This window comes from Pseudomonas sp. DCB_BI (genome assembly GCF_026240995.1).
GTDB lineage: Bacteria > Pseudomonadota > Gammaproteobacteria > Pseudomonadales > Pseudomonadaceae > Aquipseudomonas.
Window position 1 is genome coordinate 138,392 of sequence record NZ_JAPFCG010000001.1, and the last position, 18,168, is coordinate 156,559.

Here is an 18,168-nt window from a genome sequence, read left to right on the forward strand (position 1 = left end):
CAGGGTACTGGATAGCGGTTAACAGCGCAAACCGCCTGGTATTTCTGCCAGTTGTGCAGGAGAAGGCGAATTGCAACGCTCGCCGGGTACTCCCAGGAAGATACCAACATGCGACTGGCAAGCCTGCTGCTAATGCTGTTCCTGACCCTGCTGCCTGGCTGTGAGCCGAGCCGCCAACCCAGCCGGCCAAAGGCATTGTTCATCGGCCTGGACGGCGTGCAGCTGCAGGAATATCTGCAGCTGGGCGACGCCACGAACCTGACGCAACGGCTGTACCATGGCAGGGCCTACGCCGGGGGCGTGAACGGCAAAGCCAGTGAGCAACCCACCTTGAGCGGCCCCGGTTGGGTCACCCTGCTGACAGGCGTCTGGAGCAACAAACATGGCGTCGACTCGGACGCCGAGTCCCTGCGGGTGAACCCGGCATTTCCCAGCCTGTTCAAGCGGTTGCGCCTGGCCTTGCCCAACGCTTACCTCTCCAGCATCGTCAACTGGCACCCCATCAACACAGCGTTCCTGCTGGAAGACGCCCACGGCGCCGACGTGCGCGAAAGTGGTTTGACGGATGCACAGGTGATCGATCGCACCTTGCAGATACTCACCGATACGCCCGCAGACTTCACCTTCGTTCAACTGGACGAGCCGGACCAGGTGGGCCACAACCAGGGGTACGGCGAGCGTTACCAACAGGCATTGCGCAAGGTTGACAGCGAGCTCGGTCGGCTGCTGGACAAGGTAGACCAGCGACGTCACATGTTCCCGCAGGAAGACTGGCTGGTGATCGTCAGCACCGATCACGGTCGCGATTATTGGGGCAAAGGCCACGGCAGCGCTTCGGAGCAGGAAAAAAGCATCTTCATCGCCAGCAACAAACCGCTGAATCAGGAACTGACCGAACTGAGCGTGCCCGCGGAAATGCCAGGGCCCGACAACCTGTACGGCCTTCCCGCGCAGACCTCGGTGGCGCCCACTGTGTTACGCCATATGGGCCTGAGGTTGCAGCCGGAGTGGCTATTGGACGGCACGCCCTTGCTCGGTGATACGGGCGTGCGCAAGGCGCGGGCTGATGAGCACAAAGGGCGACTGCGCTGGAACAGCGATGCCAATGGCTACCTGACGATACTGAAGAATGGGCATGTGGTTGCCCAAGTAGCAGCCAGGGCCGAGCAATGGACCGACCCTGAAGGCATGGGGCAGCAGAACGACTATGCGCTGGTGCTGGACGGCACACCGGTGGCGGTGCGCAACAGGCCGGCGGCCAAGACGTTTGCCATAGAAGAGATCAGCTATTAAGCAGGACGCGCTTTCTGCTGGAGCAGCCTTATACCGCTAAAGGGCCACGTAACAGCAGAAAGCGATGCCGGTCAGTTCAACGCATCAAGCAGCGCCTGGTTCATCTCTGGCGTGCCGATGGTAATGCGCAGGAACTGGGCGATCCGCGCCTGTTTGAAGTGCCGCACGATCACACCCTGCTCGCGCAGGCGCGCTGCCAGCTCGGCGGCATCCTGTTGCGGGTGGCGAGCAAAGATGAAGTTGGCAGCCGATGGCAGCACTTCAAAGCCCTTGGCCTGCAACTGGGCTACCAACAGCTCGCGGCTGTCGATCACCTTGCGGCAGGTTTCCTCGAAGTAAGCGCGGTCTTCGAACGCCACTGCCGCACCGACGATTGCCGCACGGTCCAGCGGGTACGAGTTGAAGCTGTTCTTGATCCGCTCCAGCGCCTCGATCAGGTCCGGATGCCCCACTGCCAGGCCTACCCGCAAGCCAGCCAGCGAGCGCGACTTCGACAGGGTCTGGGTAACCAGCAGGTTGTCATAGCGGTCAACCAGGCTGATGGCGGTTTCGCCACCGAAATCGATGTAGGCTTCATCCACCACCACCACCGAATCACGGTTGGCCTGCAGCAACTGTTCCACTGCCTGCAGCGGCATCAAGCAGCCGGTGGGTGCATTGGGGTTGGGGAAAATGATGCCGGCATTGGGCTTGTTGTAGTCTTCGATGCGGATCTGGAACTGCTCGTCCAGCGCTACTTGTTCGAAGGCGATGCCATACAGCCCACAGTAGACCGGATAGAAGCTGTAGCTGATGTCCGGGAACAGCAGGGGTGCATCGTGCTGGAACAGGCCGTGGAAGATGTGCGCCAGCACCTCGTCCGAGCCATTGCCGACAAACACCTGCGCGGTGGTCACACCGTAGTATTCGGCCACGGCCTGCTTAAGCCGGTCACCATTCGGGTCCGGATACAGCCGCAGGTTATCGTTGAGCTCGCCGCGCATGGCCTCCAGCGCCTTGGGCGAAGGGCCGTAGGGGTTTTCGTTGGTGTTCAACTTGACCAACCGTGCCAGCTTGGGCTGCTCGCCCGGCACGTATGGCACCAGACCCTTGACGAAGGGGCTCCAGAATCGACTCATGCTCAGTTCCCCTTCTCTTGGGCCAGGATACGGTATTCAGCGCTGCGGGCGTGGGCGGTCAGCGACTCGCCACGGGCCAGGACCGAAGCAGTGTGGCCCAGCTCGGACGCACCTTGTTCGGAGCAGAAGATGATCGAAGAACGCTTCTGGAAGTCATACACCCCCAGCGGCGACGAGAAACGCGCGGTGCCGGACGTTGGCAGTACGTGGTTAGGACCGGCGCAGTAATCGCCCAGCGCTTCGCTGGTGTGGCGGCCCATGAAGATCGCGCCTGCGTGGCGAATCTGCGGCAGCCAGGCCTGCGGGTCGGCTACCGACAGCTCCAGGTGCTCTGGCGCAATGCGGTTGGCGACCTCGATGGCCTGCTGCATGTCCCGCACCTGGATCAGGGCGCCACGGCCATTGATCGACTTCTCGATGATTTCGGCGCGCTCCATGGTCGGCATCAGCTTGTCGATGCTGGCGGCAACACGGTCGAGGAAGGCGGCATCCGGGCTGACCAGAATGGCCTGGGCATCTTCATCGTGCTCGGCCTGGGAGAACAGGTCCATGGCGATCCAGTCCGGGTCGGTCTGGCCGTCACACACCACGAGGATTTCGGACGGGCCGGCGATCATGTCGATGCCCACCTGGCCAAATACGTGGCGCTTGGCGGTGGCAACGTAGATGTTGCCCGGGCCGACGATCTTGTCCACCTGCGGCACGCTCTCGGTGCCGTAGGCCAACGCCGCGACGGCCTGGGCACCACCGACGGTGAACACGCGATCGACACCGGCAATGCACGCAGCGGCCAGCACCAGCTCGTTGACCTCGCCACGTGGGGTCGGCACCACCATCACCACTTCAGCTACACCGGCCACCTTGGCCGGGATGGCGTTCATCAGCACCGAAGACGGGTACGACGCCTTGCCGCCCGGCACATACAGACCGGCACGGTCCAAGGGCGTGACTTTCTGCCCCAGCACGGTGCCATCGGCTTCGGTGTACTGCCAGGAATCCTGCTTCTGCCGCTCGTGGTAGATGCGCACACGCTCAGCGGCTTTTTCCAGCGCTTCGCGCTGCACCGGGGTAATGCGGGTCAGCGCCAGCTCCAGGCGGTCGCGCTTGAGGATCAGGTCGTCAATCGACTTGGCGTCAACACCATCGAAACGCTGGGTAAACTCCACCAGCGCCGCGTCGCCGCGCTCACGCACAGCCTTGATGATGTCGAGCACGCGCTGGTTGACCGCGTCATCGGACACACTTTCCCAGCTCAGCAGATGATCCAGATGTCGGGCGAAATCCGGATCAGCAGCATTGAGACGGGCAATTGCAGTGGACACGGTCATGGCGAGGGCCTCGATTATTAGCGAATGCTCAGGCGCCCTAGGCTACCAGTCCATCCGCGCGGGCACCCGAGAAAAATGGCTATGACGCGGATAGACGGGCGCGACAGCGAAGGTCGCGCGCAGGAGTCAACCGCGGTGTCGCGATTCGACCGCTTGACGCAGGGTGTCGATCAGGCTCTGGATACGGGCATGCTGCATTTTCATGGAGGCCTTGTTGACCACCAGGCGCGAGCTGATCGTGGCGATCAGTTCCTGGGGCTCCAGGCCGTTGGCACGCAGGGTGTTGCCGGTGTCGACCACGTCGATGATCTTGTCGGCGAGGTTGATCAGCGGTGCCAGTTCCATCGAGCCATACAGCTTGATGATGTCGACCTGACGGCCCTGTTCGGCGTAGTAGCGCTTGGCTACGTTGACGAACTTGGTGGCGACCCGCAGGCGGCCCTTGGGCTCGGCAGCACCGACTGCACCAGCAGTCATCAGCTTGCACTGGGCAATCTGCAGGTCCAGCGGCTCATACAGGCCCTGGCCACCGTACTCCATCAGCACGTCCTTGCCGGCCACACCCAGGTCGGCGGCACCATGCTCGACATAGGTCGGCACGTCGGTGGCACGCACGATCAGCAGGCGCACGTCGGCCTGCGTGGTGGGGATGATCAGTTTGCGGCTCTTGTCCGGGTTCTCGGTCGGCACGATGCCGGCCTCGGCCAGCAACGGCAGGGTATCGTCGAGAATACGGCCTTTGGAAAGCGCGATGGTCAACATTGGAACGTCGGTCCTTAAGCGGCTACTGCCGGCCAGGTCATCGACCTGGCCGCATTCAATTCGAATGGTGCGTCCATGCACCAGTGGGCTACTAGCCCGGTACGCGGCGGATTTTCGCGCCGAGCATCTGCAGTTTTTCTTCGATGCACTCGTAGCCACGGTCAATGTGGTAGATGCGGTCGATCAGGGTATCGCCTTCGGCTACCAGTGCCGACAGCACCAGGCTGGCGGAAGCACGCAGGTCGGTGGCCATCACCGGGGCGCCCTTCAGCGTCTTGACCCCGGTGACGATGGCGGTGTTGCCTTCGACCTGGATCTGCGCACCCATGCGGTGCATTTCGTACACGTGCATGAAGCGGTTTTCGAAGATGGTTTCGATGACTGCACCAGTGCCCTCGGCAATGGCGTTCAGCGAAATGAACTGCGCCTGCATGTCGGTCGGGAATGCCGGGTACGGGGCGGTGCGCAGGTTGACGGCTTTTGGCCGCTTGCCATGCATGTCCAGCTCGATCCAGTCTTCACCGGTGTTGATGTCGGCGCCGGCTTCCTTGAGTTTTTCCAGTACCGCTTCAAGGATGGTCGGGTCGGTGTCCTTGACCTTGACGCGGCCACCGGTTACGGCAGCGGCAACCAGGTAGGTACCGGTTTCGATGCGGTCAGGCATTACGCGGTAGCTGGCCGATGCCAGGCGCTCGACGCCATCGATGATGATGGTGTCGGTGCCAGCGCCCTGGATGTTGCCGCCCATGGCGTTGATGAAGTTGGCCAGGTCGACCACTTCAGGCTCGCGCGCGGCGTTCTGCAGCACGCTGCGGCCCTTGGCCAGGGCAGCGGCCATCATGATGTTCTCGGTACCGGTAACGCTGACGGTATCGAAGAAGAAGTGCGCACCGCGCAGGCCACCTTCCGGCGCCTTGGCCTTGATGTAGCCGCCTTCGACTTCAATCTTCGCGCCCATGGCTTCGAGGCCACGGATGTGCAGGTCGACCGGGCGCGAGCCAATGGCGCAACCGCCAGGCAGGGCCACTTCGGCCTCACCGAACCGAGCGACCATCGGGCCCAGCACCAGGATCGAGGCACGCATGGTCTTGACCAGCTCGTAAGGCGCGACCAGGGTCTTGATAGTACGCGGGTCGATCTCCACCGCCAGCTTTTCGTCGATCACCGGCTCAATGCCCATGCGCCCGAACAGCTCGATCATGGTGGTGATGTCGTGCAGGTGTGGCAGGTTGCCCACGGTGACCGGGCCATCGGCCAGCAGGGTCGCCGCCAGAATCGGCAGGGCTGCGTTCTTCGCGCCCGAAATGCGGATCTCGCCGTCAAGGCGAGCGCCGCCAGTAATAATCAGTTTGTCCATTGGAATCTCGCCGCCAAGTTGGCTCAGGTGCGCTCAGCCCAGGCTGCGCTGCTGAAAAATTTCATGGTTACCGCATGGATGCTGCCATTGGCGATCCACGGATTCAGGTGAGCATAGATCGCCTGCTGGCGTTTGACCGGGCTCAGGCCAGCCAACTCGTCGCTGATCACGTTCAACTGGAAGTTGCAGCCTTCGCCTTCAACTTCGACCCGGGAACCCGGCAATTTCTCTTCAAGGAAGCTTTTAACTTCTACGGCCTGCATGCTCAACCTCAATCGGCGCCCGATGCGCACGGGTCGGCCATCATACAAAAAAGCCCCTCGCCTGCGAAGCCCAACGAGGGCTTCGCTGACCGAGGGGCCATCATCCGTGCCGGGCCATCAGGTTGCCAGCACTTCATCGAGGTCATAGACCTCGGCAATTTCACGCATGTCGTCAGGCATGCCGCGCACCTGGCAAGCCTTGCCGGCCGCCTGGGCATCACGCATGAACGCCAGCAGCAGCGACAGGCCGACACTGGTGGAGCGCTGTACTGCCGTGCAATCAAGCACCAGTTGCGCGTCACGGCTAGCCGCGATCAACGCCTTGCCTTGCTTGCGCAAGGCCGGCCCGCTGCGGAAGTCCAGCACGCCGGCCAGGCACAACACGCCCGGCTCGACCATGCTTACGGCAGCCTCGCTCATTTGACGGTCTTCTCCGGCGAGCTGTCGGCAGTCTGCTTGGCCTTGGCCACTTCGCCGGCCCAGCCGTCGATGGTCTTGTCCAGGTCGTTGCCGTTGCGCTGCATGGCATCGGCGAACTGGTCGCGGAACAGCTTGCCGATATTGATGCCGTTGACGATGACGTTACGCACCTTCCACTCACCGGCGATGTTTTCCAGGGTGTACTGCACCGGGTATACGGCACCGTTGTTGCCGGTGACCTTCATGCCGACGCTGGCACGCTTGCCGTCATCAGCCTTGGCCGGGTCGACGGTAATGCCCTGGTTGTTGTACTCCAACAGCGCGTTGCCGTAGAACTGCATCAGGCTGCGCTTGAAGTTTTCCTGGAAGCGCTGCATCTGCTCCGGGGTAGCCTTGCGCGAGTACTTGACGGTCATGATGCTGCGGGAAATACCGTCCGCGTCCACCACCGGGCCAAGAATGCGGTTGAGCGCATCGTAGAAGGCGTTGGGGTTGGACTTGTACTGTTCCTTGTTGGCCTTGAGGTCGCCGAGCAGTTCAGTGGTGGTGCCCTGAACCACATCGTGCGGGGTTTGCGCCGCCATGGTCAGCAGGGGGAAGGCCGCCAGCAGAACCAGCAGGCCACGTCGCAGGATCGAAATCATGGAAACTCCTTAATTAGCCGGTTGCGCTTCTTTCGGTTCCTTGCCAACGGAGTTGAGCAGGAACTTGCCAATCAGATCTTCCAGCACCAGTGCCGACTGGGTGTCGTGGATGGTCGCGCCGTCCTTGAGCACTTCGTCCTCACCGCCCACGCTGATGCCGATGTACTTCTCGCCAAGCAGACCAGCGGTCAGGATCGAGGCAGTGGAGTCGGTCGGCAGGTTGTCCACCGACTTGTCCAGCTGCAAGGTCACCCGACCGGTGTAGGAATCACGGTCCAGATCGATGGCGGTGACCTTGCCGATGGTCACGCCGGCCATGGTCACTTTAGCTCTGACCGTCAAACCGGCGATATTGTCGAAGTAGGCATAAACTTTATAGGTATCGCTGCTCGGGCTGGCCGACAGCCCGCTGACACGCAGGGCCAGCAGCAGCAGCGCCAGGATCCCGGCCAGGAGGAACAGGCCGACACCGATTTCCAGGGTGCGGTTTTGCATCAGAAATCTCCAAACATCAAGGCGGTCAGAATAAAGTCCAGACCCAGCACTGCCAACGAGGCGTAGACCACGGTCTTGGTGGTGGCACGGCTGATCCCTTCTGAGGTGGGCTCGCAGTCGTACCCCTGGAATACGGCGATCCAGGTCGTGACGAAGGCGAATACCAGGCTCTTGATCAAGCCGTTGAGCACGTCGTCGGTGAAAGAAACACTGTTCTGCATGTTGGCCCAGAACGAGCCTTCGTAGACGCCCAGCCAGTCCACTGCCACCCACGACCCGCCCCAGATGCCGACCACGCTGAAGATCAGCGCCAGCAACGGCAGCGAGATGAAACCGGCCCACAGGCGTGGTGCAACGATGTACTTGAGCGGGTCGACGCCGATCATTTCCAGGCTCGACAGCTGCTCGGTGGACTTCATGTTGCCAATTTCGGCAGTCAGGGCGGAACCGGCGCGACCGGCGAACAGCAGTGCTGTCACCACCGGGCCAAGCTCACGCAGCAGGGTCAGGGCGACCATCTGCCCCACCGCCTGCTCCGAGCCGTACTTGGTCAGGATGCTGTAGCCCTGCAGCGCCAGCACCATGCCGATGAACACGCCTGACACCACGACGATCGCCAGCGACAGCACGCCCACCGAGTACAGCTGCTTGGTCAGCAACTGGAAGCCGCCGCCGATGCCGCCGCGACCGACCAGTGCATGGAACAGGAACAGGCAGGAGCGCCCCAGTACCGCCACCACGTCGATTGCCGAGCGGCCCAGCAGGCGGACACGTTCGAGTAAGGATTTTCTGCGCATCAACGCGCCCCCAGCAGGTCGGCGCGGTAGTCAGGCGCAGGAAAGTGAAAGGGCACCGGGCCGTCCGGGTCGCCTTTCATGAACTGGCGAATCCGCGGGTTGTCCGAGCCCATCAGCTCGTCAGGCGTGCCTTGGCCCAGCACCTGGCCATCACCGACCACATAGATGTAGTCCGCGATACTGGCGGTTTCCGCCAGATCATGGGAAACCACGATGCTGGTGATGCCCAGGGCATCGTTGAGCAGACGGATGAGGCGCACCAGTACGCCCATGGCGATCGGGTCCTGGCCGACGAACGGTTCGTCGTACATGAGAATCTGCGGGTCCAGGGCAATCGCCCGGGCCAGTGCGACACGGCGCTTCATGCCACCGGACAGCTCGTCGGGCATCAGGTCGATGGCACCGCGCAGGCCCACGGCCTGCAGCTTCATCAACACGATGTCACGGATCATTTCGTCCGACAGCTGCGTATGCACGCGCAACGGGAACGCAACGTTCTCGAACACATCGAGGTCGGTGAACAATGCACCGCTCTGGAAGAGCACCCCCATTTGCTTGCGGGCGTCGAACAGGTCACTGCGCGACAGCGTCGGCAGGTTCTGCCCGGCAACCCATACCTCACCGCCGGAGGGGCGCAGCTGCGCGCCCATCAGGCGGAGCAACGTGGTCTTGCCGCAACCCGATGGCCCCATGATACCGGTGACCTTGCCGCGCGGGATGCGAATGTCGACGTTGCTGAAAATGCTGCGCGAACCGCGTTTGAAGGTAACACCCTTCAACTCGACCGCGTAGGCGCTATCCACACTCATCTAGACTCCTTGCTGATGCAGCCTCGTCCATATGGACGCCGGCCTCCATCTGGAAGGCACACGCACCCCTGACAGGCCGAATAGCGGCGAACTATAGCACCGCTGACAGCGCCGCCCCAAGGCCGGGCAACGAGTCGTTCAGCGCCGCGACAGGCAGGTCGGTGTTTTACCTGTGGCAATCGAAAGCGTGAGGGTTTCTTACATTGCGGCTATAATCGCCGCCTTTTCATCAGGCATTGCTTTTTCGACATGAGCCAATCCAGCGAGCTGATCCAATCCGCCCAACGCACCCTGCGCCTGGAACTCGAGGCCGTAGAGGGCCTGCTGGCGCGCATCGACGACAATTTCGTCAAGGCCTGCGAACTGATCCTGGCCAGCAAGGGCCGGGTCGTCGTGGTCGGCATGGGCAAGTCCGGGCACATCGGCAACAAGATCGCCGCGACCCTGGCCAGCACCGGTACCCCGGCGTTTTTCGTGCATCCGGCCGAAGCCAGCCATGGTGACATGGGTATGATCACCCGCGACGATGTCATCCTTGCCCTGTCGAATTCCGGCAGCACTGCCGAAATCGTCACCCTGCTGCCACTGATCAAGCGCCTGGGCATCAAGCTGATCAGCCTGACCGGCAATCCCGCTTCACCGCTGGCCCAGGCCGCCGAGGTCAACCTTGACGCCCGCGTCGAGCAAGAGGCTTGCCCGCTGAACCTGGCCCCCACCTCCTCGACCACCGCATCGCTGGTGCTGGGCGACTGCCTGGCCATCGCCCTGCTCGAGGCCCGCGGCTTCACGGCCGAGGACTTCGCCTTCTCGCACCCTGGCGGTGCGCTGGGCCGCCGCCTGCTGCTGAAGGTCGAAAACGTGATGCACGCCGGCGATGAGCTGCCTCAGGTACCTCGGGGCACCCTGCTCAAGGACGCGCTGCTGGAAATGTCCCGCAAAGGCCTGGGCATGACCGTGATCGTCGAAGCCGATGGCAAGCTGGCCGGAATCTTCACCGACGGCGATCTGCGCCGCAGCCTGGACCGCAACATCGATGTACACACTACCCTGATCGACCAGGTCATGACCGTTCATGGCAGAACCGCGCGCGCCGAAATGCTCGCCGCCGAGGCCCTGAAAATCATGGAAGACCATAAAATCGGCGCGCTGGTGGTGGTGGACCGCGAGGACCGCCCGACCGGCGCCCTGAACATGCACGACCTGCTGCGCGCCGGCGTGATGTAAGGAGCGATGGAATGAACCAGGACCTCATGCAACGCGGCAAAAGCATCAAGCTGGCAGTGTTCGACGTGGACGGCGTGCTCACCGACGGGCGCCTGTACTTCCTCGAGGACGGCAGCGAATTCAAGACCTTCAACACGCTCGACGGCCAGGGCATCAAGATGCTCATGAATTCTGGCGTGACCACCGCGATCATCAGCGGGCGCAAGACCCCGGTGGTCGAGCGCCGGGCGAAGAACCTCGGCATCCCGCACCTGTACCAGGGCCGCGAGGACAAATTGGTGGTGCTTGACGGCCTGCTCGCCGAACTGGGCCTAAGCTATGATCAAGTGGCCTACCTGGGGGACGACCTGCCCGACCTGCCAGTCATCCGCCGAGTAGCACTGGGCATGGCGGTCGCCAATGCCGCGCCGTTCGTACGCCAGCATGCCCACGGCGTGACCCAGGCACGGGGCGGCGAAGGCGCGGCCCGTGAATTCTGCGAACTGATCATGCAGGCCCAGGGTACCCTGGACGCTGCCAACGCCAACTACCTGTAAGGCTGCCCATGTTCAGCAAGAAAGCCCGAAACATTGTGCTGCTCGGGGCGATCGCCGCCCTGCTGGTAGCCATTGGCTACTGGAATGTCAGCCCGGAAAGCTTCCTCGACAAGCCAGTGGCCCAGGTTGACGAAAGCGCCATCGACTATTACGCCATCAATGCCCACAGCCTGCAGTTCCTGCCAGATGGCAAACTGCAGTACGAAATGACCGCGGACAAGGTCGAACACCTCAAGGCCAGTGAAATCACCCTGCTGACCACCCCGGACCTGCACTTGTACCGCGGTACCGAGTTCCCGTGGCACGTACAGAGCACCCGCGCCGAGGTGAACCCGGACGGCACCGAGGTCGAACTGATCGACAACGTCCGGGTTGCGCGCACTGATGAAAAACAGCGCGAAATCATCATTACCAGCTCACGCATGACCGTGTTCCCGCAGAAGCAATATGCGCAGACCGAGCAAGCCGTTAGAATCGACGGCGCCGGTGGCACAACTACGGGCAAAGGAATGAAAGCGTATTTGAAAGAAGGCAAGATGGACTTGCTCTCTAACGTAAGAGGACAGTATGAGGCTCGTTAAAACCCTCCCCCTTTTGCTCAGCCTGAGCGCAGCACTGGGAAGCGCGAGCGCCCTCGCCCTGCCGAATGACCGTGACCAGCCTATTCGCATCCAGGCCGATAATGCCCACCTGGATGACAAGCAAGGCGTGGCCACCTACACCGGCGATGTGATCATCACCCAGGGTTCGATGATGATCAAAGGCAACACCGTGACCATCACTCGCTCCGCCTCTGGCGATATCGACGTGGTGACCTCGGTGGGCAACCTGGCCTACTTCGAGCAGCAGCAGAGCGCGGCCAAGCCGGACAAGATGAAAGGCTGGGGCGTAACCATCCAGTACCAGTCGCAAAAAGACCTGGTGATCCTTACCGATCGCGCCAAGGTCGAAAACGAAGGCAACACCACCGAGGGCGAGAAAATCGTCTACAACACCCAGACCCAGGTGGCGACCGCCGGTCGTGGTGGCAACGTGACCTCACCGCGTCAGCGTATCGACATGGTGATCCAGCCCAAGAAGAAGGCCGAGTAAATGGCAACCCTCAAAGCCCAGCACCTGGCCAAGAGCTACAAGGGGCGACAGGTGGTACGTGACGTCAGCCTGTCAATCGACAGCGGCCAGATCGTCGGCCTGCTCGGCCCCAACGGCGCCGGCAAGACCACCTGCTTCTACATGATCGTCGGGCTGGTCCAGGCCGAACAGGGCCGGGTGCTGATCGATAGCCTCGATGTCAGCCATCAGCCCATGCACGGCCGTGCCCGCGCCGGCATCGGCTACCTGCCGCAGGAAGCGTCGATTTTCCGCAAGCTGTCGGTGGCCGATAACATCATGGCCATCCTCGAGACCCGCAAGGACCTCGACCGCGACGGCCGGCGCAAAGAGCTGGAAAGCCTGCTGCAGGAGTTCCACATCAGCCATATCCGCGACAACCTCGGCATGAGCCTGTCCGGCGGTGAACGCCGACGCGTCGAGATTGCCCGTGCACTGGCGACCGCGCCCAAATTCATCTTGCTGGACGAACCCTTTGCCGGTGTCGACCCGATCTCGGTCGGCGACATCAAGCAGATCATCCACCACCTCAAGGCCAAGGGCATCGGTGTACTGATCACCGACCACAACGTGCGCGAGACACTGGATATCTGCGAAACCGCCTATATCGTCAACGATGGCCGGCTGATCGCTGAAGGCGACGCCGAAACCATCCTGGCCAACGATCTGGTCAAAGAGGTTTACCTGGGCCACGAGTTCCGCCTCTGACCCTGGCACAGGCCTGGAGTACTGGCTAATAGCCCCGAGACCCGGGTTAAAGTTGTTACGGTACTCTAGGCAAACGCTACAATTTAAGGCATAAAACTTGCTTGATCTGGCGCCCCGGCGCCCTCGTGTAGTGGATGGCGCATGCGCGCCGGCGAACAAGGTATTAAGCCCCAGCCATGAAACCATCGCTCGTCCTAAAAATGGGCCAGCAACTGACGATGACACCGCAGTTGCAACAGGCCATCCGCCTGCTCCAGCTATCCACCCTGGACCTCCAACAGGAAATCCAGGAAGCGCTGGAGTCGAACCCGATGCTCGAACGTCAGGAAGACGGCGACGACTTCGACAATAGCGACCCGATGGCGGACAACGCCGAGAACAAGCCGGCCGCCGAAGTCCAGGACAACAGCTTCCAGGAAAGCACCGTGAGTGCCGACAACCTGGAAGACGGTGAGTGGAGCGAGCGTATCCCCAACGAGCTTCCGGTCGACACCGCCTGGGAAGACATCTACCAGACCAGTGCCAGCAGCCTGCCGAGCAACGATGACGACGAGTGGGACTTCACCACCCGCACATCGGCCGGCGAAAGCTTGCAAAGCCACCTGCTGTGGCAACTGAACCTGGCCCCGATGTCCGACACCGACCGGCTGATCGCCGTGACCCTGATCGACAGTATCAACGGCCAGGGCTACCTGGAAGACACCCTCGAGGAGATCTGCGCGGGCTTCGACCCGGAGCTGGATATCGAGCTGGACGAGGTCGAAGCGGTGCTTCACCGCATCCAGCAGTTTGAACCGGCCGGCGTCGGCGCGCGTAACCTGGGCGAATGCCTGCTGCTGCAACTGCGCCAGCTGCCCGCCAACACCCCGTGGATGAGCGAAGCCAAGCGCCTGGTCACCGACTTCATCGATCTGCTCGGCAGCCGTGACTACAGCCAGCTGATGCGGCGCATGAAAATCAAGGAAGACGAGCTGCGCCAGGTGATCGAGCTGGTGCAAAGTCTCAACCCGCGCCCCGGTTCGCAGATCGAGTCCAGCGAACCCGAATACGTGGTACCTGATGTGATCGTGCGCAAGGACAGCGATCGCTGGCTGGTCGAGCTGAACCAGGAAGCCATCCCGCGCCTGCGCGTCAACCCGCAGTACGCCGGCTTCGTGCGACGAGCCGACACCAGCGCAGATAACACGTTCATGCGCAACCAGCTGCAGGAAGCGCGCTGGTTCATCAAGAGCCTGCAAAGCCGCAACGAAACCCTGATGAAGGTGGCCACGCAAATCGTCGAGCACCAGCGTGGCTTCCTCGACCACGGCGACGAGGCCATGAAGCCGTTGGTGCTGCATGACATCGCCGAGGCAGTGGGCATGCACGAGTCGACGATTTCGCGGGTTACCACGCAGAAATACATGCATACCCCGCGTGGCATCTACGAACTGAAATACTTTTTCTCCAGCCACGTGAGCACCGCAGAAGGCGGAGAATGCTCGTCCACAGCGATCCGCGCGATCATCAAGAAACTGGTTGCGGCGGAAAATCAGAAAAAGCCATTGAGTGACAGCAAGATCGCTGGTTTACTGGAGGCACAAGGCATCCAGGTAGCCCGTCGCACCGTCGCCAAGTACCGCGAGTCCCTCGGCATCGCACCGTCGAGCGAGCGCAAGCGACTGATGTAGCCCCTGGGATGTGCCACAGCGTTTGTGGGGCAGGTGCAATACCTGCCTCTTTATGCACGGGCAACAAAGGAGAAGCTGTATGCAAGTCAATATCAGTGGACAGCATGTAGAAGTCACCCAGCCACTGCGCGATTACGTGCTTGAAAAGCTCGCCCGCGTGGAAAGTCACTTCGACAAGATCACCAACGTGCAGGTCATCATGAAGGTCGAGAAGCTGCAACAGAAGGTCGAGGCGACCCTGCAGATTCCCGGCGGTGAAGTGGTAGCCAACGCCGAACACGAAGACATGTATGCAGCGATCGACGCCTTGGCCGACAAGCTCGACCGCCAACTGAAAAAACACAAGGAAAAACAGCAAAGCTTGCTGCAAGGTGCAGCTGCCCGCTGATCCCCCTCATCCATGATCCGACTTGAAACCATCCTGACCCCCGGCCGTTCGCTTGTGAACGTGCCGGGCGGCAGCAAGAAGCGCGCCCTGGAAAAGGTCGCCACTGTCATCGCCGGCCAAGTACCCGAACTGGAGATGCAAGACGTCTTCGAAAAACTGGTCGCCCGGGAAAAACTCGGTTCGACCGGTTTTGGCAACGGCATTGCCATCCCGCACTGCCGCCTTGAAGGATGCTCCGCCCCGGTCAGCGCCCTGCTGCACCTGGAAGCCCCAATCGATTACGACGCCATTGATGGCGCGCCGGTGGACCTGCTGTTTGTCCTGCTGGTGCCTGAGGCCGCCACCGATGCGCATCTGGAACTGCTGCGCCAGATCGCCAGCATGCTCGATCGCAAGGAGGTCCGCGATCGCCTGCGTGCGGCCACCAGCAGTGAGGCCCTGTTCCAGGTTGTCCTGGACGTACAGAACGAGCATTGACCATGCGCTTGATCATTGTCAGCGGCCGCTCCGGCTCCGGCAAGAGCACCGCCCTCGATGTCCTGGAAGACAACGGTTTCTACTGCATTGACAACCTGCCTGCCGGGCTGCTGCCGCAGTTGGCGGAAAATGCACTGATCAACACTGAACTGCTGCAACCCAAGGTGGCCGTATCGATCGATGCGCGCAACCTGCCCAGCCACCTGACGCGCTTCCCGGAGCTGCTTGAAGACGCGCGTGCCCGGCACATCCAGTGCGACGTGCTGTATCTGGATGCCGACGAAGACATACTGCTCAAGCGCTTCTCGGAAACCCGCCGGCGCCATCCGTTGACCAACGCCAACCGCTCGCTCGCCGAAGCGATCCGCGTAGAAAGCGAGTTACTGGGGCCGATCGCCGACCTGGCCGACCTCAAGATCGACACCACCAACCTGAACCTGTACCAGTTGCGTGACTCGATCAAGCTGCGCCTGCTCAACCAGCCCGAGCCTGGCACTGCGTTTCTGGTCGAGTCGTTCGGCTTCAAGCGCGGCATGCCGGTCGACGCTGACCTGGTGTTCGATGTGCGTTGCCTGCCCAACCCGTACTGGAAGCCCGAATTGCGCGAGCATTCCGGCCTCGATCAACCGGTTATCGATTACCTGGCCGCACAGCCGGATGTCGAAGACATGTATAACGATATCTCCAGCTACCTGCTCAAGTGGTTGCCACGCTTTGCCGCCAGCAACCGAGCCTACGTCACCATTGCCATTGGCTGCACTGGCGGTCACCACCGTTCGGTATACATCACCGAGCGCCTTGGTCAACAGTTGCAACAGTCCCTGAAAAACGTCCAGGTCCGCCACCGCGACCTCTAGCCCAAGGATCCACCCTACATGCCCGCCCGCGAAATCACCATCATCAACAAGTTGGGTCTGCATGCCCGGGCGGCAGCCAAGTTCGTCGGCGTGGCCGGCCGCTTCCCTTGCACAGTAAGGGTAGGCCGCGCGCCGGACAAACTGGTGGATGGCAAGAGCATCATGGCGGTGATGATGCTGGCGGCTGGCAAAGGTACCCAGGTGCACCTGCACACCGAGGGTGAGCAGGACACCGATGCCATGGATGCGCTGGTCGAGTTGATCAACAACTTCTTCGACGAAGGCGAATAACCCGCAGTTTACCTGTACTGCTCAGGATCGCCGGGGGCCGCTGTGCGCCCCAATCGCGACGCGAAGCCGCCCCCCACAGGCATCCCGATTGTCCTGACGACCGATCAGGACATCGCGGTATCCATCACCATCATCAGGCAGAAGCCAACACATAGCCCCAGGCTCGCCAAGCGATGATGGCCGTTGCTGCGCGACTCCGGGATGATCTCCTGAGTCACTACCAGCAGCATCGCCCCCGCCGCGCAGGCCAGGCCCAGCGGCAGTAGCAGTTCGGCAATGTTCACCAGCCAGGCACAGATCACTGCGGCCACCGGCTCGACCAAGCCTGACGCGGCGCCGATCAGGAAGGCCCTGAAGCGCGACATGCCCGCCCCGGCCAGCACCAGCGCAATGACCAACCCCTCAGGCACATCCTGCAAGGCAATGCCCATGGCCAGGCTGTCGGCATCGGCCATGCCACCACCGGCCGACACACCGATAGCCATGCCTTCGGGGATGTTGTGCGCGATGATGGCAATGACAAACAGCCAGATACGCGCAGCAATCACCGGCTGGTTGCCGGTGCCGACCAGCGCCTCGGGCGAAGCGCCAGAGACCTTGAGGTCAACCAGAAACAGGCACAGCGCACCGAACAACAAGCCAAAGCTGATCAGGCCACCCGCCCCCCAAGGGCTGAAACCGATGGACTGGGCGGCGCCCAGCCCTGGGATGATCAGGGAAAACGCGGTGGCTGCCAGCATCACGCCAGCGCCGAAGCCCAGCAGCGTATCGGCCAGTGCCACCGGCATGTTGCGAATGACCAGTACCGGTACTGCGCCCAACGCCGTGCCGAGTGCGCATACTGCGCCGCCCTCCAGGGCGCGCAGCATGCGTGGCTCCAGGTCCAGCCAGGCAAGGCCACGCGCTACCAGCAGCGCGGTGCCGGCCAGCAAAAGCAAAGTCCCAAGCGCCAGGCGGAACAGGCGCACACTGCTGACAGACATTACCTCAGAGCGCATACCGGTTCGACTCACTTCAGGGCTTCGAGGTAACGGCGTTCCACTTCTGCCCAGTCAATGACGTTGTAGAACGCACCGATGTATTCCGGACGACGGTTCTGATACTTCAGATAGTAGGCGTGCTCCCACACGTCCAGGCCAAGGATCGGCGTATTCCCGTGCATGAGCGGGCTGTCCTGGTTGCCGCTGCTCTCCACCACCAGGGTTTTCTGCGGTGTGACACTGAGCCAGGCCCAGCCGCTGCCAAAGCGGGTCAGTGCAGCCTTGGTGAATGCCTCTTTGAAGGCCTCGAAACCGCCCAGTTGTGCAGCCACCGCTTGAGCCAACTGGCCGACAGGCTCACCACCGCCCCGCGGCGACATCACGGTCCAGAAGAGGCTGTGGTTGGCGTGCCCGCCACCGTGGTTGGTCACAGCACCGCGAAGGTGTTCCGGCAGTTGCTTGACCGCACCGACCAGTTTTTCCACCGGCCATTCAGCCCATTCGGTACCTTCGAGGGCGGCATTGAGGCCGTTGACGTAGGTCTGGTGGTGTTTGGTGTGGTGGATTTCCATGGTCTGGGCGTCGATGTGCGGTTCCAGCGCATCGTAGGCGTAAGGCATTGCAGGCAGGGTATGAGGCAT

Annotated in this window: 23 protein-coding genes; 11 read left to right on the plus strand and 12 right to left on the minus strand. The window is 61.9% G+C overall.

Annotated elements, in window-relative coordinates; genetic code table 11:
- Positions 1–108 precede the first annotated feature (108 nt).
- Complete coding sequence (locus OO258_RS00615; protein ID WP_266028449.1) at positions 109–1,293, plus strand: alkaline phosphatase family protein; 1,185 nt, start codon at positions 109–111, stop codon at positions 1,291–1,293.
- Positions 1,294–1,364: 71 nt separating this feature from the next.
- Here OO258_RS00615 and hisC read toward each other — a convergent pair whose 3' ends face one another.
- From hisC to OO258_RS00665, 10 genes are all read right to left on the minus strand, one after another.
- Entirely contained in the window at positions 1,365–2,411 is a 1,047-nt protein-coding gene (hisC, locus tag OO258_RS00620; RefSeq protein WP_266028451.1) for a histidinol-phosphate transaminase, read from the minus strand.
- Between the two features lie 2 nt (positions 2,412–2,413).
- Positions 2,414–3,739 (minus strand): histidinol dehydrogenase, encoded by a 1,326-nt coding sequence (gene hisD / locus OO258_RS00625; protein ID WP_266028452.1) that lies wholly within the window; start codon positions 3,737–3,739, stop codon positions 2,414–2,416.
- A gap of 126 nt (positions 3,740–3,865) precedes the next feature.
- A complete protein-coding gene (hisG, locus tag OO258_RS00630) occupies positions 3,866–4,501 on the minus strand; it encodes an ATP phosphoribosyltransferase (RefSeq protein ID WP_266028454.1) in 636 nt (211 codons plus the stop codon).
- A 91-nt stretch (positions 4,502–4,592) separates the two neighbouring features.
- A complete protein-coding gene (gene murA, locus OO258_RS00635; protein ID WP_266028455.1) occupies positions 4,593–5,858 on the minus strand; it encodes a UDP-N-acetylglucosamine 1-carboxyvinyltransferase in 1,266 nt (421 codons plus the stop codon).
- 23 nt (positions 5,859–5,881) lie between these two features.
- Positions 5,882–6,121, minus strand: coding sequence for a BolA family protein (locus OO258_RS00640; RefSeq protein WP_003255121.1), 240 nt, complete (start codon positions 6,119–6,121; stop codon positions 5,882–5,884).
- A gap of 117 nt (positions 6,122–6,238) precedes the next feature.
- Positions 6,239–6,541, minus strand: a complete 303-nt coding sequence (locus OO258_RS00645) for an STAS domain-containing protein (RefSeq protein WP_266028457.1) — start codon at positions 6,539–6,541, stop codon at positions 6,239–6,241.
- Positions 6,538–7,185: an MlaC/ttg2D family ABC transporter substrate-binding protein gene (locus tag OO258_RS00650; protein ID WP_110744865.1), complete on the minus strand. Its 648-nt coding sequence runs from the start codon at positions 7,183–7,185 to the stop codon at positions 6,538–6,540. The genes OO258_RS00645 and OO258_RS00650 overlap by 4 nt, the downstream gene beginning before the upstream one ends.
- A 9-nt stretch (positions 7,186–7,194) precedes the next feature.
- Positions 7,195–7,680: an outer membrane lipid asymmetry maintenance protein MlaD gene (mlaD, locus tag OO258_RS00655; RefSeq protein ID WP_010952152.1), complete on the minus strand. Its 486-nt coding sequence runs from the start codon at positions 7,678–7,680 to the stop codon at positions 7,195–7,197.
- Positions 7,680–8,477 (minus strand): lipid asymmetry maintenance ABC transporter permease subunit MlaE, encoded by a 798-nt coding sequence (gene mlaE, locus OO258_RS00660; protein WP_110744866.1) that lies wholly within the window; start codon positions 8,475–8,477, stop codon positions 7,680–7,682. The genes mlaD and mlaE overlap by 1 nt, the downstream gene beginning before the upstream one ends.
- Positions 8,477–9,286 (minus strand): ATP-binding cassette domain-containing protein, encoded by an 810-nt coding sequence (locus OO258_RS00665; RefSeq protein ID WP_110744867.1) that lies wholly within the window; start codon positions 9,284–9,286, stop codon positions 8,477–8,479. The genes mlaE and OO258_RS00665 overlap by 1 nt, the downstream gene beginning before the upstream one ends.
- A 249-nt stretch (positions 9,287–9,535) precedes the next feature.
- Between OO258_RS00665 and OO258_RS00670 the strand changes: the two genes are divergently transcribed.
- The 10 genes from OO258_RS00670 (at position 9,536) to OO258_RS00715 (ending at position 16,547) form a co-directional block, all read left to right on the plus strand.
- Positions 9,536–10,510 (plus strand): KpsF/GutQ family sugar-phosphate isomerase, encoded by a 975-nt coding sequence (locus tag OO258_RS00670; protein ID WP_266028460.1) that lies wholly within the window; start codon positions 9,536–9,538, stop codon positions 10,508–10,510.
- Between the two features lie 11 nt (positions 10,511–10,521).
- Positions 10,522–11,046, plus strand: coding sequence for a KdsC family phosphatase (locus OO258_RS00675; RefSeq protein WP_110744869.1), 525 nt, complete (start codon positions 10,522–10,524; stop codon positions 11,044–11,046).
- 8 nt (positions 11,047–11,054) lie between these two features.
- Positions 11,055–11,627 (plus strand): LPS export ABC transporter periplasmic protein LptC, encoded by a 573-nt coding sequence (gene lptC / locus OO258_RS00680; protein WP_266028461.1) that lies wholly within the window; start codon positions 11,055–11,057, stop codon positions 11,625–11,627.
- Positions 11,614–12,138: a lipopolysaccharide transport periplasmic protein LptA gene (gene lptA, locus OO258_RS00685; protein WP_063911362.1), complete on the plus strand. Its 525-nt coding sequence runs from the start codon at positions 11,614–11,616 to the stop codon at positions 12,136–12,138. Before lptC ends, lptA begins: the two co-directional genes overlap by 14 nt.
- Positions 12,139–12,864 (plus strand): LPS export ABC transporter ATP-binding protein, encoded by a 726-nt coding sequence (gene lptB / locus OO258_RS00690; RefSeq protein WP_110744871.1) that lies wholly within the window; start codon positions 12,139–12,141, stop codon positions 12,862–12,864.
- 176 nt (positions 12,865–13,040) lie between these two features.
- Positions 13,041–14,534 (plus strand): RNA polymerase factor sigma-54, encoded by a 1,494-nt coding sequence (locus OO258_RS00695; protein ID WP_110744872.1) that lies wholly within the window; start codon positions 13,041–13,043, stop codon positions 14,532–14,534.
- A gap of 79 nt (positions 14,535–14,613) precedes the next feature.
- Positions 14,614–14,922, plus strand: coding sequence for a ribosome hibernation-promoting factor, HPF/YfiA family (gene hpf, locus OO258_RS00700; RefSeq protein WP_003255135.1), 309 nt, complete (start codon positions 14,614–14,616; stop codon positions 14,920–14,922).
- 12 nt (positions 14,923–14,934) lie between these two features.
- Positions 14,935–15,399 (plus strand): PTS IIA-like nitrogen regulatory protein PtsN, encoded by a 465-nt coding sequence (gene ptsN, locus OO258_RS00705; RefSeq protein WP_266028465.1) that lies wholly within the window; start codon positions 14,935–14,937, stop codon positions 15,397–15,399.
- 2 nt (positions 15,400–15,401) lie between these two features.
- Positions 15,402–16,256, plus strand: a complete 855-nt coding sequence (rapZ, locus tag OO258_RS00710) for an RNase adapter RapZ (protein WP_266028467.1) — start codon at positions 15,402–15,404, stop codon at positions 16,254–16,256.
- A gap of 18 nt (positions 16,257–16,274) precedes the next feature.
- Positions 16,275–16,547, plus strand: a complete 273-nt coding sequence (locus OO258_RS00715; RefSeq protein ID WP_110744875.1) for an HPr family phosphocarrier protein — start codon at positions 16,275–16,277, stop codon at positions 16,545–16,547.
- A 104-nt stretch (positions 16,548–16,651) separates the two neighbouring features.
- Here the strand turns inward: OO258_RS00715 and OO258_RS00720 are convergent, their stop codons facing one another.
- Complete coding sequence (locus OO258_RS00720) at positions 16,652–17,545, minus strand: ZIP family metal transporter (RefSeq protein ID WP_266028468.1); 894 nt, start codon at positions 17,543–17,545, stop codon at positions 16,652–16,654.
- A gap of 11 nt (positions 17,546–17,556) precedes the next feature.
- A complete protein-coding gene (locus OO258_RS00725; RefSeq protein ID WP_266028470.1) occupies positions 17,557–18,168 on the minus strand; it encodes a superoxide dismutase in 612 nt (203 codons plus the stop codon).

What these genes read in the sequence shown, in the direction of transcription:
- ptsN (WP_266028465.1), top strand. Translation starts at nt 14,935, where the DNA reads ATGATCCGACTTGAAACCATCCTGACCCCCGGCCGTTCGCTTGTGAAC.
- OO258_RS00650 (WP_110744865.1), bottom strand. Translation starts at nt 7,185, where the DNA reads ATGATTTCGATCCTGCGACGTGGCCTGCTGGTTCTGCTGGCGGCCTTC.
- murA (WP_266028455.1), bottom strand. Translation starts at nt 5,858, where the DNA reads ATGGACAAACTGATTATTACTGGCGGCGCTCGCCTTGACGGCGAGATC.
- OO258_RS00725 (WP_266028470.1), bottom strand. Translation starts at nt 18,168, where the DNA reads ATGCCTCATACCCTGCCTGCAATGCCTTACGCCTACGATGCGCTGGAA.
- rapZ (WP_266028467.1), top strand. Translation starts at nt 15,402, where the DNA reads ATGCGCTTGATCATTGTCAGCGGCCGCTCCGGCTCCGGCAAGAGCACC.
- OO258_RS00665 (WP_110744867.1), bottom strand. Translation starts at nt 9,286, where the DNA reads ATGAGTGTGGATAGCGCCTACGCGGTCGAGTTGAAGGGTGTTACCTTC.
- OO258_RS00720 (WP_266028468.1), bottom strand. Translation starts at nt 17,545, where the DNA reads ATGCGCTCTGAGGTAATGTCTGTCAGCAGTGTGCGCCTGTTCCGCCTG.
- OO258_RS00675 (WP_110744869.1), top strand. Translation starts at nt 10,522, where the DNA reads ATGAACCAGGACCTCATGCAACGCGGCAAAAGCATCAAGCTGGCAGTG.
- hisD (WP_266028452.1), bottom strand. Translation starts at nt 3,739, where the DNA reads ATGACCGTGTCCACTGCAATTGCCCGTCTCAATGCTGCTGATCCGGAT.
- OO258_RS00640 (WP_003255121.1), bottom strand. Translation starts at nt 6,121, where the DNA reads ATGCAGGCCGTAGAAGTTAAAAGCTTCCTTGAAGAGAAATTGCCGGGT.
- mlaD (WP_010952152.1), bottom strand. Translation starts at nt 7,680, where the DNA reads ATGCAAAACCGCACCCTGGAAATCGGTGTCGGCCTGTTCCTCCTGGCC.
- OO258_RS00670 (WP_266028460.1), top strand. Translation starts at nt 9,536, where the DNA reads ATGAGCCAATCCAGCGAGCTGATCCAATCCGCCCAACGCACCCTGCGC.
- mlaE (WP_110744866.1), bottom strand. Translation starts at nt 8,477, where the DNA reads ATGCGCAGAAAATCCTTACTCGAACGTGTCCGCCTGCTGGGCCGCTCG.
- OO258_RS00645 (WP_266028457.1), bottom strand. Translation starts at nt 6,541, where the DNA reads ATGAGCGAGGCTGCCGTAAGCATGGTCGAGCCGGGCGTGTTGTGCCTG.
- lptB (WP_110744871.1), top strand. Translation starts at nt 12,139, where the DNA reads ATGGCAACCCTCAAAGCCCAGCACCTGGCCAAGAGCTACAAGGGGCGA.
- lptA (WP_063911362.1), top strand. Translation starts at nt 11,614, where the DNA reads ATGAGGCTCGTTAAAACCCTCCCCCTTTTGCTCAGCCTGAGCGCAGCA.
- OO258_RS00695 (WP_110744872.1), top strand. Translation starts at nt 13,041, where the DNA reads ATGAAACCATCGCTCGTCCTAAAAATGGGCCAGCAACTGACGATGACA.
- OO258_RS00715 (WP_110744875.1), top strand. Translation starts at nt 16,275, where the DNA reads ATGCCCGCCCGCGAAATCACCATCATCAACAAGTTGGGTCTGCATGCC.
- hisG (WP_266028454.1), bottom strand. Translation starts at nt 4,501, where the DNA reads ATGTTGACCATCGCGCTTTCCAAAGGCCGTATTCTCGACGATACCCTG.
- hpf (WP_003255135.1), top strand. Translation starts at nt 14,614, where the DNA reads ATGCAAGTCAATATCAGTGGACAGCATGTAGAAGTCACCCAGCCACTG.
- OO258_RS00615 (WP_266028449.1), top strand. Translation starts at nt 109, where the DNA reads ATGCGACTGGCAAGCCTGCTGCTAATGCTGTTCCTGACCCTGCTGCCT.
- lptC (WP_266028461.1), top strand. Translation starts at nt 11,055, where the DNA reads ATGTTCAGCAAGAAAGCCCGAAACATTGTGCTGCTCGGGGCGATCGCC.
- hisC (WP_266028451.1), bottom strand. Translation starts at nt 2,411, where the DNA reads ATGAGTCGATTCTGGAGCCCCTTCGTCAAGGGTCTGGTGCCATACGTG.